This is a genomic window from Taishania pollutisoli (assembly GCF_014518315.1).
GTDB lineage: Bacteria > Bacteroidota > Bacteroidia > Flavobacteriales_D > Crocinitomicaceae > Taishania > Taishania pollutisoli.
Map to the genome: position 1 here is coordinate 460871 of NZ_JACVEL010000001.1, position 16780 is coordinate 477650.

12 protein-coding genes are annotated in these 16780 nt (G+C 42.6%); 9 read left to right on the forward strand and 3 right to left on the reverse strand.

Annotated elements, in window-relative coordinates:
- The first annotated feature begins 118 nt into the window (after positions 1–118).
- From H9Y05_RS01995 to gcvH, 3 genes are all read left to right on the forward strand, one after another.
- The gene (locus tag H9Y05_RS01995) at positions 119–619 is read left to right on the forward strand and encodes an RNA polymerase sigma factor (RefSeq protein WP_163490431.1); all 501 of its coding nucleotides are present in this window, start codon (positions 119–121) and stop codon (positions 617–619) included.
- Positions 620–629: 10 nt separating this feature from the next.
- Complete coding sequence (locus H9Y05_RS02000; RefSeq protein ID WP_163490432.1) at positions 630–1814, forward strand: head GIN domain-containing protein; 1185 nt, start codon at positions 630–632, stop codon at positions 1812–1814.
- Positions 1815–1971: 157 nt separating this feature from the next.
- Positions 1972–2349, forward strand: coding sequence for a glycine cleavage system protein GcvH (gene gcvH, locus H9Y05_RS02005; RefSeq protein ID WP_163490433.1), 378 nt, complete (start codon positions 1972–1974; stop codon positions 2347–2349).
- A 79-nt stretch (positions 2350–2428) separates the two neighbouring features.
- Here gcvH and H9Y05_RS02010 read toward each other — a convergent pair whose 3' ends face one another.
- The 3 genes from H9Y05_RS02010 to H9Y05_RS02020 all read right to left on the reverse strand — a co-directional run bounded on the left by H9Y05_RS02010 (position 2429) and on the right by H9Y05_RS02020 (position 6442).
- Positions 2429–2827 (reverse strand): hypothetical protein, encoded by a 399-nt coding sequence (locus tag H9Y05_RS02010; RefSeq protein WP_163490434.1) that lies wholly within the window; start codon positions 2825–2827, stop codon positions 2429–2431.
- Between the two features lie 69 nt (positions 2828–2896).
- Complete coding sequence (locus tag H9Y05_RS02015) at positions 2897–5152, reverse strand: patatin-like phospholipase family protein (RefSeq protein ID WP_163490435.1); 2256 nt, start codon at positions 5150–5152, stop codon at positions 2897–2899.
- Positions 5153–5203: 51 nt separating this feature from the next.
- Positions 5204–6442, reverse strand: a complete 1239-nt coding sequence (locus H9Y05_RS02020) for a tetratricopeptide repeat protein (RefSeq protein ID WP_163490436.1) — start codon at positions 6440–6442, stop codon at positions 5204–5206.
- 58 nt (positions 6443–6500) lie between these two features.
- Between H9Y05_RS02020 and pruA the strand changes: the two genes are divergently transcribed.
- The 6 genes from pruA (at position 6501) to H9Y05_RS02050 (ending at position 16753) form a co-directional block, all read left to right on the forward strand.
- Positions 6501–8129, forward strand: a complete 1629-nt coding sequence (gene pruA, locus H9Y05_RS02025) for an L-glutamate gamma-semialdehyde dehydrogenase (RefSeq protein ID WP_216713356.1) — start codon at positions 6501–6503, stop codon at positions 8127–8129.
- 122 nt (positions 8130–8251) lie between these two features.
- Positions 8252–8563, forward strand: a complete 312-nt coding sequence (locus H9Y05_RS02030; protein WP_163490438.1) for a hypothetical protein — start codon at positions 8252–8254, stop codon at positions 8561–8563.
- A 5-nt stretch (positions 8564–8568) separates the two neighbouring features.
- Positions 8569–12774 carry a gliding motility-associated C-terminal domain-containing protein gene (locus H9Y05_RS02035; protein ID WP_216713357.1) on the forward strand — a complete coding sequence of 1402 codons (4206 nt, stop codon included), beginning with the start codon at positions 8569–8571 and terminating at the stop codon, positions 12772–12774.
- A gap of 11 nt (positions 12775–12785) precedes the next feature.
- Positions 12786–13703 carry a PorP/SprF family type IX secretion system membrane protein gene (locus H9Y05_RS02040; RefSeq protein ID WP_216713358.1) on the forward strand — a complete coding sequence of 306 codons (918 nt, stop codon included), beginning with the start codon at positions 12786–12788 and terminating at the stop codon, positions 13701–13703.
- A 1-nt stretch (position 13704) separates the two neighbouring features.
- Positions 13705–15849 (forward strand): OmpA family protein, encoded by a 2145-nt coding sequence (locus H9Y05_RS02045; protein ID WP_216713359.1) that lies wholly within the window; start codon positions 13705–13707, stop codon positions 15847–15849.
- A gap of 127 nt (positions 15850–15976) precedes the next feature.
- Complete coding sequence (locus tag H9Y05_RS02050; RefSeq protein ID WP_163490442.1) at positions 15977–16753, forward strand: TerB family tellurite resistance protein; 777 nt, start codon at positions 15977–15979, stop codon at positions 16751–16753.
- The last annotated feature ends 27 nt before the right edge of the window (positions 16754–16780 follow it).

The window sequence follows — 16780 nt, forward strand, 5'->3', positions numbered from 1 at the left end:
ACTTTTTTCATTTATAACACACTCAAAAACAACTCCTACTGATTTTTATTTAAAAAAATATGCATTTCCATGTCACTTTTCCTCTTTTCAATACACTTACCTTTGTGAGCAGACTTTTATGAGTAATAAGAAGAAAAAAGAATTCATGTCCCTGTACAAACCTATTCATGCTCGTTTTGAAAGGTTTTGTAAAGCGCGCGTATACGGGGAAATGGATTTTAAAGACTTAATGCAGGAAACAGTAGTCGTTGCCTTTGAAAAATTCGAGGGGATCAACAACAAAGATGCTTTTCTTCACTTTCTATTTGGAATCAGTATTCGGATATTGTCCAATTCCACTAAGAAGATCCGGGAAGAGAAATGGTCTGATAGTTTTGAGAATCGCTCACACGGTTATTCGGAAGCAGAACGACAACTGGAAATAGAAGACTTGTACAAAGCATTGGGGAAGCTCCCTGAACTGCAACGGGAAGCATTGATTCTCTTTGAAATTTCGGGATTCTCCATCAAGGAAGTAGCAGTAATTCAGGAAGCAAGTGAAGATGCTGTAAAAAAACGATTAACGCGCGGAAGACAAGAATTGGCCAAACTATTGACAGAACAACCTGTTATTGCATAAAAAGAAAGGTATGTCGAGAGAAGAAAAAATAATGGATAACCTGTTTGAACAGGCTCGGAACAAGAAAGTTGAAACACCTGTCAACGAGATTCAGAGGTGGATCGGGTTGATTACAATCGGAATGTTACTTACCGGTTTGCTCACAAAAATGAAATTAGTATTTACGAAATCAGTAGTAGTCATGTATTCAACAGCAATTTTAACCGTAGGAATCGGGTTGGGAACCTATTTTCTATATGGAACGGAAAAACAACCTGAACAAAGAAAACGACCGATGGATATCGGTGTAAGTAAAATGGAGGATACCAACGAAATCAAACTGGAAAATGAACTCCCGCCACCGGCGCCGTTACTTATCAGATCAATGCCTCCTGTCGCTCCGAAAGCACCTGAGGCACCTGAAACGCCTGTATCCGCAATGGATTTTCAGGAGCAAACACTACCTCCGTTTCAGCTTCCTGTCCAGTTTCCGTTTCAGTATGAAACAAAGCGAAACAGAACGATCGTTCCTGTTTTCGACAGTGAAAAAGATTATGGAACCTTCCATTCACTTAAGTTGTCCGGAGCGGTAGATCATATTTACATTTCGCAAGGTACCAAAGAATCCGTAAAAGTAGAGGCTGACGAAAATGGAAGAGAGGCTCTGGAAATCAGCAACACCAATAAAACACTTGAAATCACAACCGCCAATAAGAAAAAAGGAAACGATTTTGTCATCACTATTTACCTGACAGTTGTGGATCTGAAATCCATTGAGTGTTTCGGCGCGGTGAACCTTTCCTCAAAAACCAACCTGAAATTTGACAACCTGAAGTTAACAGTCATGGGAGCTACCGATGTAGAACTGGATTTAACCGTTCCCGACATTGATCTGGATTTATCCGGCGCCAGTGACGTGAAGCTCAATCTTTCTTCCAATAAGGTAAAAGGATTAATAACAGGTGCCAGTGATGTAAAATTATCCGGATCGGCTGCGATGATGGATATGATGAGCACAGGTGCATGTGAATTAAAGGCAGAATTATTCAAAGTCAAAACCGCAAAAATGCAATGTTCCGGCGCCAGTTCCTCAAAAATCCATGTGACGGATACCCTGGAAATAGATGCATCGGGTGCCAGCGACTTAAAATACAGAGGCACTCCTAAAATCAGCTCCAAATTAGTAACAGGAGCATCCCAAGTTCGGCAATTTTAACGAAAGTTGTATTCATAAGTAAGTCGGAAAGAGGTGTTTTAATCGACACCTCTTTTTTATTTGATTTGCATTCTAAAAAAAATGCTACATTTGCTACGTCTTGTTGAACAACAGACAATTGTTATGCTATTAATCTAAAACGTTATAATTCAAAAAAATGAGTATACCGGCAAACTTGAAGTACACAAAAGACCACGAGTGGGTACGTGTTGAAGGCGACACTGCTGTTGTGGGAATTACAGATTTCGCTCAGGGAGAATTGGGGGATATTGTTTATGTTGAAGTAGAAACTGAAGGTGAAACTTTGGATCAACATGAGGTGTTCGGAACAGTAGAAGCTGTGAAGACAGTTTCTGATTTATTCCTGCCTGTTTCAGGTGAGATCGTTGAATTCAACACCAACCTGGAAGGAAATCCTGAATTGGTTAACTCTGATCCGTATGGAGAAGGATGGATTATTAAAATTAAATTTTCTGACGCGTCTGAGTTAGACGGGTTGTTGGACGCGGATGGTTACAAAGCTGTGATCGGATAGTCCTGAAAAAATAAATCATTGTAAAACGGGGTGCTTTCAAGTATCCCGTTTTTTAGTTAGATTACTCCTGCCCCACTCATTATCTCCCCGCTTTTTTCAACAGTGCATTCGGTTGCGGATAACTCCCTTCCCGGATCATTGATTTTGTTTTTTCGTACAGCACAATTCGCTCTGTCAGGATGTCTCCTTCAAAAAAAGCATCCAGTACGTAATAGTTTTTGTCCTTAAATAAAATGTGATAACTTCCTTTTTTATGCAATTTCCCGATTGTAACAGCAATGGCATTTTCCGATACCTGTACCTCAATCGGTGTCGCGTCGATTGTAAACAAAGACGTATCACTGCTGTATATGTACGACGGAATTTCTCCTTTGTAAACTCCGTAGTTCTTTTTCTTCAGTTCGGTTACAATGGTCTGTGCTTCCGAAAAAAACGGAACGATGAGGCATATAACGAGTATCAATCGGGTAAGTTTCATATAACGTTGTTCAATGTTTTCATGACCGAAAGTAATCAAAATCAATCGGTTTTATGGTGAAGCAACCCATCATTTTTTTTCAATCAGTGCTTTCAGTTGTTGAAAGGCCTGTTGATTCAATTCGCTGTAAAACGCTTGTTTGATTTTGTTTTTTTCCTGTGTACTCAAGTGCCAGGACAGCGAAATCTGATCGTTTACCTTTTCCCGCAGATTAAAGTTCACCACATCCACCGGAAATGTCAGTTCTGCAACTCCCAGTTTGAACAACTGGTCCTGGTCAAAATCCTGGGTTTTCGGGAAATTGGAGTACATATTTGCGAACGGGAGCATCAGTTTATTGATCAACGACACCTGCCGGTAGGTTGTATTGTCCAGTATTTTCTTTGTGTCCCGCAACTGAAGAATGATCACCCCCGAAGTATTCTCTTTGATCCATTCCTGCAGGTGAAACAAGATTTCCATGGTTATTTTCCCCCCGTAATTGTCCCGGATTCCTGCATCCATCAACTGTACTTCAGGGGTCGTGGGAAGTGTCACCATTGGTGTCACAAAAGGGAACGTAGCACTGGAACGCAACACGGTCGAAAAACGGATATTCTGGGGATCCAGGTCTTTAAAAAATGTTTGGTAATCAATGTTTTCATACGTTTTTGAAAGAAAATGTCCCGTGTTGGACGGGGCAGTAAGAAATCCCAACGACTGGGAACTGATCAGCAATCTTCGTCCATCATTCACAATCGTCGGTGTCACAATCATCAACGGGATTTGTGCTTTCTGCTCATATTCGGCATAATACCCCAGTGTATGATCCATTACATAATCCGTATTGGCATGCAATTGATCTTCAAATGCCTGCCCCCGGTCTTTGGGATATTCATAGCCTCCGTATTCAAAATTCTGGATCCGCAGGAATAAATCGCGGGTTGAAGCCGAAAAAGCCAACTTATTGAGCATATCCTTTCCCAGCTTTTCACTGTATTCCTTGGAATAAATGGATTGAATTTCTCCCTTCTCCGCTCTCAGGCATAACTCTCTGAAATAGTTGGCACCGATCATTCCTCCTGAAGCTCCTGTGTACAGGTGAATATTTTTTTTCAACTTCCCGTTAAATTCCTGATCCAGCTTTTGCAATACGCCAAATGTCCACAGCGTGCTTCTCAATCCACCTCCCGACGAATTAACAATAATCAGCTTCGGTCTGGCTTCGCCCGTCTGCTCTTTCCAATTCTCCAGCAACCGGATGTAATTGCGGTACGATTCGGAAGTAGATTTATCGGTCTCCTGCTGCGCGCACTGCTCAATCATCGGCAGTGAATAAGCCGGTTTTTTGGACGAATCATAATTCAACCCGTACGCATAATTCCGGTAGGAGAAATACTGGGTATTCGTGCTCAGGTAATTCATTGCCAGTATCACACATCCAAACAGGAAAGGAGTCCATTTTCTGAACCAGGTCTGTAAAACGGAATACAACATAAAAATAAGTGTAACCAGCAATACGATGCTCATAGAAGCAGGAAGCTCAAAAATACTGTAATCGGGAAACAGGCTGATACCGATAAACAACAATACCGTCAACAATTCAAACAGTGAGGTGTTGATGCGGTTTCTGGCGAGTACTTTCTGGACAATTGTATCATCAATGTGGTCTATCGGCCGGCTCAGGTACATTTTAAACCCGCGCCCGAAGTACAGGTACCGGCGGTCCGTTTTTGCAAAAATCCGGCTGTACCACTTCCCTTCCTGCTTCCGGTAGACTGCCTGAAACGGATAACTTCCATCGTCATCTGTTACGAGGTTAATCAAGCGAAAACGGTTAAAAATCGGAAAAAAATAAGACAGTGAGAACGCAACAAACAGGACAATTCCCCCGATAAATGAAAGGCTGTAGAAAAATACTTTCCAGGCAGAGGCATATTCTTCCGTCCATTGATAATTGATCATATTGATCAGGTAAAATGAGAAGAAAACAACCGGAATGATCGCATTGTTTTTACAAAACCGCAGAAACGGGCGTTTCACAAAGATTAAAAAGGGAAACCGCTTTCCCAACTTACTGTACGAATACGTATTGAACGCCATCGTGAGTCCGCCAAAACCAAATCCCAGCAATCCGAATGACCAGTAGGAAACTTTTCCCAGGTATTCCGGAGAAAAAAACAAAATCGGCAATCCGAACCGGCCTCCCAACCGGCCTGAAATAATCAGGAAAAAAAGCAACCATGTCACGATTCCCAACAGGTTGTGTTTCAGATGGGCAACAATCAACTGGAACGGGAAAAAGGAACGAAAAAAGTCTATAATATTAACACGAAAAACTTCCATAGGACATAGTACCCATTAAAAGTAACCAAAATGCCCTAACAATCATACTTCTTAGTTTAATTTTTTTCGGACGACCAGGAAAAAGAAACCTACAAACAGGATTGAAGCTCCAATGTAAAATGGCCACCGGTTGCTTTCGCTCACAAACCCGCTTTTCCGGATTTTATCACTCTCCCGCAGTTCACTGGCCAATACATCATCAATTTTTTGCTGATCGTGGTCAAAATAGGTTTGTAGTTTCTGTGCTAATTCAATATCGTGATCCAATTCCTCTATTTTCTTGGGGTCATATGTGGCGTATAATTCCTTCAGTGCTTCCAGAAATTCAATTTCATTCGTGTATTTCTTATGCTTTCTGGCCAGGTTCAATCCTGTCTCATAATTTTCAATTGCCGCTTCGTTTTTCCCGCGTTCGTATAAAATCCCTCCGTAGTTGAGGTATGCATCACAGGTCATGGCGACATTTCTCACTTGTTTTCTGAATTCCAGCGCCTCTTTGAAGTAACGCTCACTCTCATCCATATCCCCTTCGAGGTATTTCGCAATCCCGATGTTGGTAAATGCATGTCCTTGCCCCGAGTTATCTCCTGCACGGACAGCAAACTTGTAACATTGCTCAAAATAGTAAATTGCCTGCTTATTTTTCCCCTGGTTTAATTCAATGGAACCCAAAACAGCAAATGCATTGGAAGAACTTTTCAATGACCCCAGTTTCAGTACCCAATCCCGATACTGTTCCGCCTGCTCTTTCGCCTGTTCGTATTTTTCAAGGTGATTGTACGCCTGAGCCAGGTTGATCCGTGCCGCATGCATGACATATTCGTCGGATGCGAATTCTCCGTATTTCAGCGATTGTTCATACCATTTACACGATTCCTCATGTTTGCCAAGGTATTGGTACGCATTTCCTATTTCATTGAGAATGGAAGTAACGAGGTTGTAGTTTTCAATGCTCAGGTAATAATTTTTCGCCTGGCGGAGTAATTCCATTCCCTCCTGTTCTTTCGCTGTGCGTGTGAGGTAGTTCCCAATCACATAATACGACATATTGATCCCTTTCTTACTCTGCAGTTTATTGGAAAATTTCAATAAACTCTCCCCCATCATCCGCAATGAATCCAGGTCAGAGACGACATATTCCAGGGACAATTCTTCCGCTATGCCGCATTTCGTATCAATATCATCTGATTCGATAAATTGTTTAAATGTCTGTCCGTAAGAAGTAAATCCTGTTGAAAATAGTATCAATAATACACGGAAAGCATATTTGAGAAATGGTTTCAAGCCCATCTTAATAGTTAATAATTGCAAGAATAAGGAACAATGATTACTTTTGCAAGAAAAAAATATGGCAAATGCATTCTTTAATGTCCCGGTACCTGTGAATGAACCGGTAAGAGCATACGCTCCGGGAACAGCAGAACATAAAAATCTGATTGACAAATACAAAGAGCTGTACAACCAGCCTCAAATTGACATTCCGATGTACATCGGAGGAAAGGAAGTGAGAACGGAAAAAAAGCGTCCGATGGCACCTCCGCACGACCACCAGAAACTGTTGGGTCATTACAACCAGGGAAGTGCTGTTCATGTAGAACAGGCAATTGAAGCGGCAATGAACGCGCGGGAAGCTTGGGCCAATACACCATGGGAACAACGTGCAGCTGTATTCCTGAGAGCAGCAGAATTACTGGCAGGTCCGTTCAGAGACAAAATGAATGCTGCAACGATGTTGGCACAGTCAAAGAATGTATTCCAGGCGGAAATTGATGCTGCTTGTGAAATGATTGATTTCTTCCGATTCAATGTACAATACCTGACAACGATTTACAAAGATCAACCCATTTCATCTCCGGGCGTATGGAACCGTGTAGAATACAGACCACTGGAAGGGTTTATTTATGCAATTACTCCGTTTAACTTTACATCTATTTGTGCCAATTTGTGCGCATCTCCCGCTTTGATGGGGAATGTAGTTGTGTGGAAACCGGCTGCTTCGCAAGTGTATTCCGCTGCTGTGATTATGGAACTGTTCCAGGCAGCAGGATTACCAGACGGAGTGATCAACATGGTCACCATTGATGGTCCTACGGCAGGTGAAGTGATTTTCAAACACAGAGATTTTGGAGGTATCCACTTTACAGGATCAACGGAAGTATTCCGGGGGTTGTGGAAAAACATCGGTGAGAACCTGGATAAATACAAGTCATACCCACGAATTGTAGGAGAAACAGGAGGAAAAGATTTCGTCATGGTACACCGTTCGGCAAAAGCAGCCGAAGTAGCAACAGCATTGTCACGAGGAGCATTCGAATACCAGGGACAAAAATGTTCTGCAGCTTCCAGAGCATACATTCCATCCAATATCTGGGCGGATGTTAAATCCATTTTGGTGAGTCAGGTTTCTTCCATGAAAATGGGATCTCCGGAAGATACATCCAACTTCATCAACGCAGTGATCGATAAAAAAGCATTTACAAAGATTTCTGAATACATTGATTATGCAAAAGCAGCTTCAGATGCAGAAATCATCGTCGGAGGAAATTACGACGGAAGCAAAGGGTATTTTATTGAACCAACTGTTATCGTTACAACGAATCCGAAATTTAAGACAATGGAAGAAGAAATCTTCGGACCGGTTTTGACAATTCACGTATACGATGAGTACAAATACGAAGAAACGCTTCACATTGTTGATTCAACTTCCGAATACGCATTGACTGGATCCATTATGGCAACAGATCGTTACGCGATTACACAAGCAACGGATGCACTGCGCAATGCGGCCGGAAATTTCTATATCAATGATAAACCGACAGGAGCTGTCGTTGGTCAACAACCATTCGGAGGAGCAAGAGGTTCGGGAACAAATGATAAAGCAGGTGCTGCAATGAACCTGATGCGTTGGGTATCTGTTCGCACAATTAAGGAGACATTTGTCTCTCCGACGGATTACCGTTACCCGTTTTTAGGTTAAGAAATTCAACCGATTAATATGAAAATCCTGCCTCAAATTGAGACAGGATTTTTTGTTTTCTAACTTTTTATGTATTACATTTATAGACTATTATCGCTTTTTAACAATTAAAACTAACACACATGCTACATTTGCTATTCGCTTTTGCTACGTTCCTGACTTTGGGTGTTTATGGTCAGCAACAGTATTCCTACTCTTTTTCCGGAACGATTGAAAACAGTGTCGATCTGGAAACTAAAATTCAACAGATCGAAGGAATCAATTCATGTAAAATTAAGTACAAAGAAGAACTTTCTGCCGGAGAAATTCTTCTGGATATCAAACCTTATACGAAACAAAAAGAAGGTGAAAACCCGGATTTGCTCATTCAACTGAAAAAATTAATCACTGATAGCGGGTTAATTCCCGTAGAACTTATCGAAATAAAACACTGATTCACATGCTACGAATTTCTCTCTTACTGTTAACAGGATGCATTGCATTCCTGAATCACATACATGCGCAGGCAGATGGATGTTCTGCTGCTACATTACTGACAATTGACGCCACCTGCTCCTCTCCCACAAACGGAACCACGATCGGAGCAACGGAAACAATCCCGGGATGCACAGGAAATGCGGACGACGATGTCTGGTACCAGTTTGTCGCAACAAGCACTTCTCACAGCATTATTGTTACACCATCTGCCGGTATGGATGCTGTTGTACAGTTGTTTTCCGGCGTCTGCTCTTCATTGACGTCATTGGTTTGCCGCGATAATTTTTTTAGTGGCGGAACAGAAACAATTAACTATTCAGGTTTAACCATTGGTGCAACCTATCGCATCAGAATCTACCACTACGGGACCGGTTCAGGAACAGGTACCTTTTCAATTTGTGTAACAGGAACACCAAGTCCGCCTTCCAATGATCATTGTTCCGGAGCAACTCCGCTTGCTGTAAATTCCGGTTGTACTCCTACAAACGGCACCTTGAACGGCGCAACACAATCCCTTCCGGGGTGTTCGGGGACTGCCGATGAAGATGTCTGGTATTCGTTCACAGCAACGAATTCCGTACAAACAGTTACTGTTACACCGCAAAGTTCGCTGGACCTGGTTTTTGCAATATATTCCGGATCGTGTGGTTCTTTGACAACGTTAAATTGTGTGGACAATACTTTCACCGGATCAGCAGAATCCATTCAGTTAGTTGGATTAACCGTAGGAGCAACCTATTATGTCCGTGTATACGACTATGCGATCGGCAATACCGGGAACTTCCAGATTTGTATTTCAGGAACTCCAACACCGGTTCCGACAAACGACCAGCCTTGTAACGCGATTCAGATTCCACCGGTTACCTCAACCTGTCAATACCTGGAATTTTCCAATGTAGGAGCAACAGCAACACTGTCCGCACCTACACCTGCTACATGTGCGGGAGGAAGTGCTCCCCAGATCGGAGGATTTAATGCATCTACTGCCGATGTGTGGTTCTCAATTACCGTTCCTGCATCCGGAAGCATTAACATTACCAATAAACCGAACATGGGACCGGGCAGTATCAATGATGGTGTTATGGCACTCTATTCCGGACCCTGTGGTTCACTCACTCAGATTGCCTGCTCGGATGATTACAATTACCCGGGAAGTACCAATGACATGAAGCCCATGTTAAATGTCTCAGGTTTGACACCAGGATCAACAGTATATTTACGTTATTGGGGATTCAATACCAGTACGGGAACATTTGGTTTCTGTGTAACAACGGCAACCAACGATGCTTGTGCCAATGCACTCTACATTTGTGACATCAACGGTTACAGTGCTTCGACCTCAGCAGCATTTACCCCCGACAGACCTGGCAACATGCACGGAAACAATGAAACAGCAGCCGGAATAAACCTGGTGGATGGTACAAATTCAGGCGGACCTTTCGGTTACTACCCTCCGAGCAACGTCCCCGGACCTTATTCTTCTCCTGCAATCGATGTAAACATTGAGAATAATTCATGGATCCGCTTTACAGCAGCGGCAACGACAGCAACACTGACGGTTTCAATCTCCGATTGTTTTGTCGGGAACTATCCCAACGGAGGAATACAAATGCAAATTTTCAGTTCCAACGGATGCACCAATTTCGTTCCGATTTCCAATTTTGAAGAAAACTCCACGCAATTTGTAATTACAGCAAATGGGCTAACAGTCGGCGACGACTACATTTTAATGGTAGATGGATATGCGGGTGACATTTGTAATTATACCATTTCTGCCAATTCGGGGGTTCAATTTCCGGATATCCCTGACGTTCCTCCTATTTGCATAGGAGAGTCCGTTATTTTGACAGCGCCTCCCGGAGCTGACAGTTATTTATGGGCCCATGACGGTAGCACCACACAATCTGTGACGGTGAGTCCCGGAACAACCCAAACATTCTACTGTGAAGTAACAGGGTTGTGTGAATACAAACAAACATTGGATGTGCAGGTCGTTGTAAAACCTTCTCCGATCATTGAGTTCAATGTAACAAACCCGGTTATCTGTTCCGGAGAATCCATCACATTGACCGCTACAGGTGCTGATACCTATTCCTGGAATACGGGACAAAGCACATCAACAATTACGGTTTCTCCGACAACACAAACAACTTACACTGTAACCGGAGAGGTTGATGATTGTACGGGTTCAAATACTATCACTGTTTCTGTAAATCCTACTCCGACAGTAGCGATTACTCCGTCCGGCACCAACCCGATCTGTAACGGCCAAAGCATCACACTCACAGCCAGCGGAGCCAGTTCATATTTGTGGAGCAATGGGGCAACGACAGCATCCATCACCGTATCTCCGTCTACAACCTCCACTTTTTCTGTGACAGGAACAACCAACGGATGTGATGCCAGTACTTCTTTCCAGGTCATGGTGACTCCGCTGCCTACTGTTTTCATCACTCCGGATGTCACAGGAGCTATTTGTAACGGCGAAAGCGTTACACTAACTGCAAACGGGGCCAATTCATACAATTGGAGCACCGGATCTACGCAAACCAGCATTACAGTGACACCTGCAACAACAACGAATTATAGTGTAACAGGAATCTCAAACGGATGTTCTTCGACAGCCAATTATTCGGTTATGGTCAATCAACCTCCTGTAATTTCAGGGACAGCCAATGCAACACCATCTGACTGCGGAGCAGCAACAGGAAGTATTTCAGGGCTGGTTGTATCCTCTCCTGTTTCAACTACTGTGCAGTGGACCAATGCGGCAAATACGGTTGTGGGAACCACTCCTGACGTCAGCAATATTCCTGCAGGTTCCTATACGTTGACAGTTACGGATGCCAATAGTTGTTCGGCTACTTACGGACCAGTTACCATTATCAATCCGAACGCACCGGCAACTCCTGTAGTTTCGGCAAGTGACAACAGCATCTGTAGCGGTGGTTCTGTTTCATTCTCTGCTTCCATTCCATCAGGAGCAACCATTGAGTGGACAGGTCCGCAAGGAGTTATAGCCAGCACTACTCCATTTTCCATTGATGATTTCACAGCTGCCGATGCAGGAAATTATTGTGCTACGGTTACCGTTGCCGGCTGCGTGAGTCAGCCGGGGTGTACAGCCGTTACGATCAATCCTCCCACAAACATTATCGTATCACAGGCAGGAACGACGACCTTAATTTGTGAGGGAGGAACAGCGATTTTAACTGCCAGCGGAGGGAACAGTTACTCATGGAGTGGTCCGAATGCATATACAGCTACCGGAAATTCGGTTCAGGTACAGCCTTTCACTGCTGTCAGTGAAGGTTATTACTACGTAACCGGAACTGATGGAAACGGTTGTACAGGTGAAGATTCTGTTTTGATAGCAATGGCCGACAATCCCAATCTTTCCATTACGACAGATGTAGCATCAGGAATTTATTGTAATCATGCTTCCGCGGTACTAACCGTGGACGGGGCATTAACTTACACCTGGATCAGACCTGACAATACAAGTGCTCAGGGAACGACAATTACAATCAACGATCTGAACAATACAACTTCCGGTTGGTATGTTGTCACAGGAACTGATGCTAATAATTGCAGTACTACAGATAGTATCGAGCTTACGATATCCATGCCGAACGTAAATGTGCAGCCGGACAATGACAGTATTGTATGTCCGGGTGAATCTGTCAACTTTACCTCATCTTCCGGCGGAACGACTTATAGCTGGAGCGGACCTCAGGGGCACATTACTTCCAATCAAAATTTTGTATTGACGAATGCTGCTCCGGCAAACTCAGGCTGGTATTTTATTACAGTAACGGATTCAAATAATTGTACAGCAACCGATTCTACATATCTGAGCGTGGAACCCAAAGCGGAATGTCTTAAAATTCCCGACCTGGTAACACCTGACGGAGACAACCTCAACGATACATGGACAATTCCGGGTATCCAAAATTTCCCGAATAATTCCGTGGAAATATATAACCGGTGGGGAAATCTTATCTACAAAACGAATGGATATCAGAATGACTGGTACGGAGAAGTAAATCACGGTGCAACAATCGGGTCCAGCGGTAAAGTTCCGGTCGGAACGTACTTTTATATTCTGATTCTCAATGACCCGGACAATACTCCTCCTTATAAAGGTTATATTGAAATTCAATACTAAAGCCACCACTTATGAAAAAACTGATTCTTCTTCTCTTAATTACATTCTGTTACCTCGCTGATGCACATGCTCAACAGGATGAACAGATGTCTATTTACATGTACAATCCTCTTTACTTTAATCCTGCTTATGCCGGAAGTAAAGATGCCATCAGTGCTGTCGCCGTCGGACGGTTTCAATGGGTCAATTACAGCGGTGCGCCCCGTTCACAGTGGTTCAGCGTTCATGCGCCACTATTGTTCAAATCATTGGGAGTTGGTGGGCACATGGTCAATGACCGGATAGGGAAACGCAACCGGACGGCTGTTTTTGCAGATATCAGCGGGAGCATCCAACTGAGTAAAACCAATCAAAGCAGAATAGCAGCAGGTTTATCCGTCGGGGTTGATGTGCTCGGCTTCGATTTTACCAATGCCACGGTGAATGATGTCAATGATCCGTTTTACGGAATGCAGGTTTCTGCAACCAAACCGAATGTCGGGGCGGGAATTTACTATTATGGAAACCGCCATTATATCGGTATCTCCTCTCCCCGACTGTTGGAGGCGGTGATCAGAAATGCCCAGGATCTGGAAAAACAAGTCAACGCGCGACACTTTTTCATTGCCGCAGGGTATGTGTTTGATTTGAATTCTGTTCTGAAGTTAAAACCGTCAACGCTGATCAAATACACGCCGAAAGCACCGCTCACGTTTGATGTCAATCTGAGTTTACTCTCTTACGAACGCCTTTGGACAGGACTGATGTATCGGTTCAATGAGTCAATGGGAGCAAATATCGCTGTTATCATTAAGGATTTTACCATTGGCTATGTGTATGATTTCCCCATCAACGGCTTGAGAAAGTACCAGAGCGGATCACATGAAATCTTCCTGCAATTTGACATCCGAACGAAAAAAATTCCTTACACTTCACCCAGATATTTTTAACATGAAACAACTCACAATACTCTGCTTTTTAGTCATCAATGGTGTTCTTTTCGGTCAGCTAAAGCAAAAAATGGCGGATGAACTCTTTATCCGCATGGAATATTATGAATGTGTTGAAATGTTCAACGAACTTGCTCACAAAACCATGAAGGGAAAAGGAGTCGAAAACCTGGAAAATGTCCGACGCGCTGCGATTGCCAATTTCAAGTTGTTCAAAATGGAAGAAGCAATTTCTTATTTTGAATTTCTGGATAAACAATCCAATTTGAGTGAGCAGGACAGGGAATCCTACATTCAATCATTACGGTTTATCGGAAAATACAAGGAAGCGGAACAATTGATCGGTATTTCCCAAAGTCTTTATCCGAAGAATACCTATTTCAGTCAATTGAAACAAGAATTGAAAAATTTCAATGCTTTATTTGCAGATTCTGCCTATACAACCATCAAAAAAACAGGAATTTCTTCCGTTTACGGGGATTTTTCTCCTACTTTTTATCAAAACGGGTTAGTGTATGCTACCAAATCACTCAATACGGAAACAATCAACGGTCGGTATAAATGGGACAATAGTTTTTATGTGAGTTTGCTCCAAAGTGAATTGCAACCGGATTCGACGATTGGAAATGGGAAACTGCTTCGTCACCAATTTCTTGACAAGGCACATGACGGACCTGTTGCATTTACAAGAGACGAGCAAAAAATGGTCATCACTAAAAATAAATTTGGGAAAAAGAAGGGAAAAGATGTGATTGTCTTAGCACTTTATTTTTCGGAAATAAAAGAAGGAAAATGGACCGAATTGGTTCCGTTTGAATATAACAATGATGCGTACAATGTAGGACACGGCTGCTTTTCAGACGATGGCAAAACGTTGTATTTCATCTCAGACATGGACGGAGGAATGGGACAAACAGACATTTACCGGTCATTACTGGTAGATGGAAAATGGTCGAAACCGGAAAACCTGGGGGCAACTTACAATACAAATCTGCAGGAATTATTCCCATACGTCATTGGTGATCATCTGTATTTCGCTTCTACCGGTCATTTCGGACTGGGTGGTCTGGATGTGTTTGAAGCAAACCTTGAAAAGAATGAGCGTCCGCGCAATATGGGATTCCCCATCAACACATCAGCAGATGACTTTGCATTGATTTGTGATGCAGAAGGAATGAACGGGTATTTCTCTTCCAACCGGGAAAAAACAATCGACGGGATTTATGCATTTGAACGGGAAAACATCCAGATTGAAGTGATTGTAAATGTCTTTGAGAAATACGATGTTAATGAAATTGTTCCACATCATCCTGTTTACCTTCAGAATATAACAACAGGTGTAGAAGAGGAGTTTTTTACAAACAATGAAGGAATTTTGCACCTGTCTATCCGCCAACATGAAGATTACCTGTTGTCAACCGCAAAAGAAGAATTTCTTTTATTGAAAGAAGAAACGATTTCTTCCGTTGGTGTAGCCAAAGATTCTATCCTTCGAGCCGATTTATTTCTGTTACCAACAAAAATTACCATTGCGCTGCGAATCATTGCCAAAGACACCAAATTGCCTTTGAATGAAGCAACAGCTGCAATTTCACATGCTGCAATCGGATGGGACACGACATTGATCACCAATGAATACGGTTTGGTAACACTAACTGTTGACAGAAACAAAAACTTTTGGGCACATGGGTCAAAAAAAGGATACATCGATGCAGAGCGGGGGTTTAGTACTTCCAACGAAGATGGAAAAATCATTGAGCTGGAACTGGAATTGACACCGATCAAAAAAGGAGAAAAATTCAAGTTGGAAAATATCTTCTACGACCTGAACAAATCTACTTTGCGACCTGAGAGTATGTCCTCACTGGATAAATTAGCTGATTTCATCATTAAAAATGATCTGAAAATCGAGTTGAGTGCACACACGGATTCACGGGGAAGTGCTGCATATAATCAGAAATTATCACAGGCACGTGCTCAAAGTTGTGTCGATTATTTGCTGACAAAAGGGGTAAAAACCAACCAGATCAATGCAAAAGGATATGGAGAATCTCAGCTTGTTAATCACTGTAAAGATGGTGTCAAATGTACGGAAGAAGAGCACCAGGAAAACCGGAGAACCGAAGTTAAAATTCTGGACTATTGATTTTAACCGTGATTGCTATTTGAGACTGTTTAATGTCCTGTTGAGCGGTGTATTTAGATTTTTTAAGAAAAACATCCGGTAAAAACGGTTACATTTGCTGCTTGTTTATCAATTAAATCGCTTAGCAGTGTTTGGAATTATTCTCGGTTTTTTAACGTATTTCACCACCAGGAGTTTTATTGCTGCGTTTTTTGCATTTCTTATCGGTAGCTACATTGACAACCTGCAACGCGTCCGTAACACTCAGAATAAACAAGGAGGCGGACAACACGGACGAAGATCAGCGGAAGATATTTACAATTATTACCAATCCCGGTCCGCACGGGCAACAGACGTCCCAACCACCTTGATGGCATTGTCTGCCGCGGTGATGAAGGCTGACGGAAAAGTCTTGAAAGTAGAATTGAGCTACGTCAAAGCCTTTTTCAATCAACAGTTCGGGCATCAATTCAGTACAGAGCATCTGCAAAGTCTGAAAAATTACCTCAACAACGATATTCCCATTACGCAAATTTGTGCGGATGTGCGCATTCATTTACGACCGGAATCCAGATTACAATTGATTCATTACTTGTTTGGTATTGCCCGGGTCGACGGAGATGTTTCTGCGAGTGAATTGAATGTCATTTCCAATATCGCGTCCATGATGGGAATTCCCCAAGCTGATTTTGAATCCGTCAAGAATATGTTCTATCGCAACGTTGACTCGGATTACAAGATTTTAGGCATCGAAGAAAGTGCTACGGATGAGGAAGTTAAACGCGCTTATCGCAAGATGGCGGTGAAATTTCACCCGGATAAAGTCGCCCAGATGGGAGAAGAATTCCAGAAAGGAGCAAAAGAAAAATTCCAGAAAATTCAGGAGGCTTACGAAGCAATCAAGAAACGAAGGGGAATGAAATAAGTGGAAAGTGGAAAATTAAGATAACTC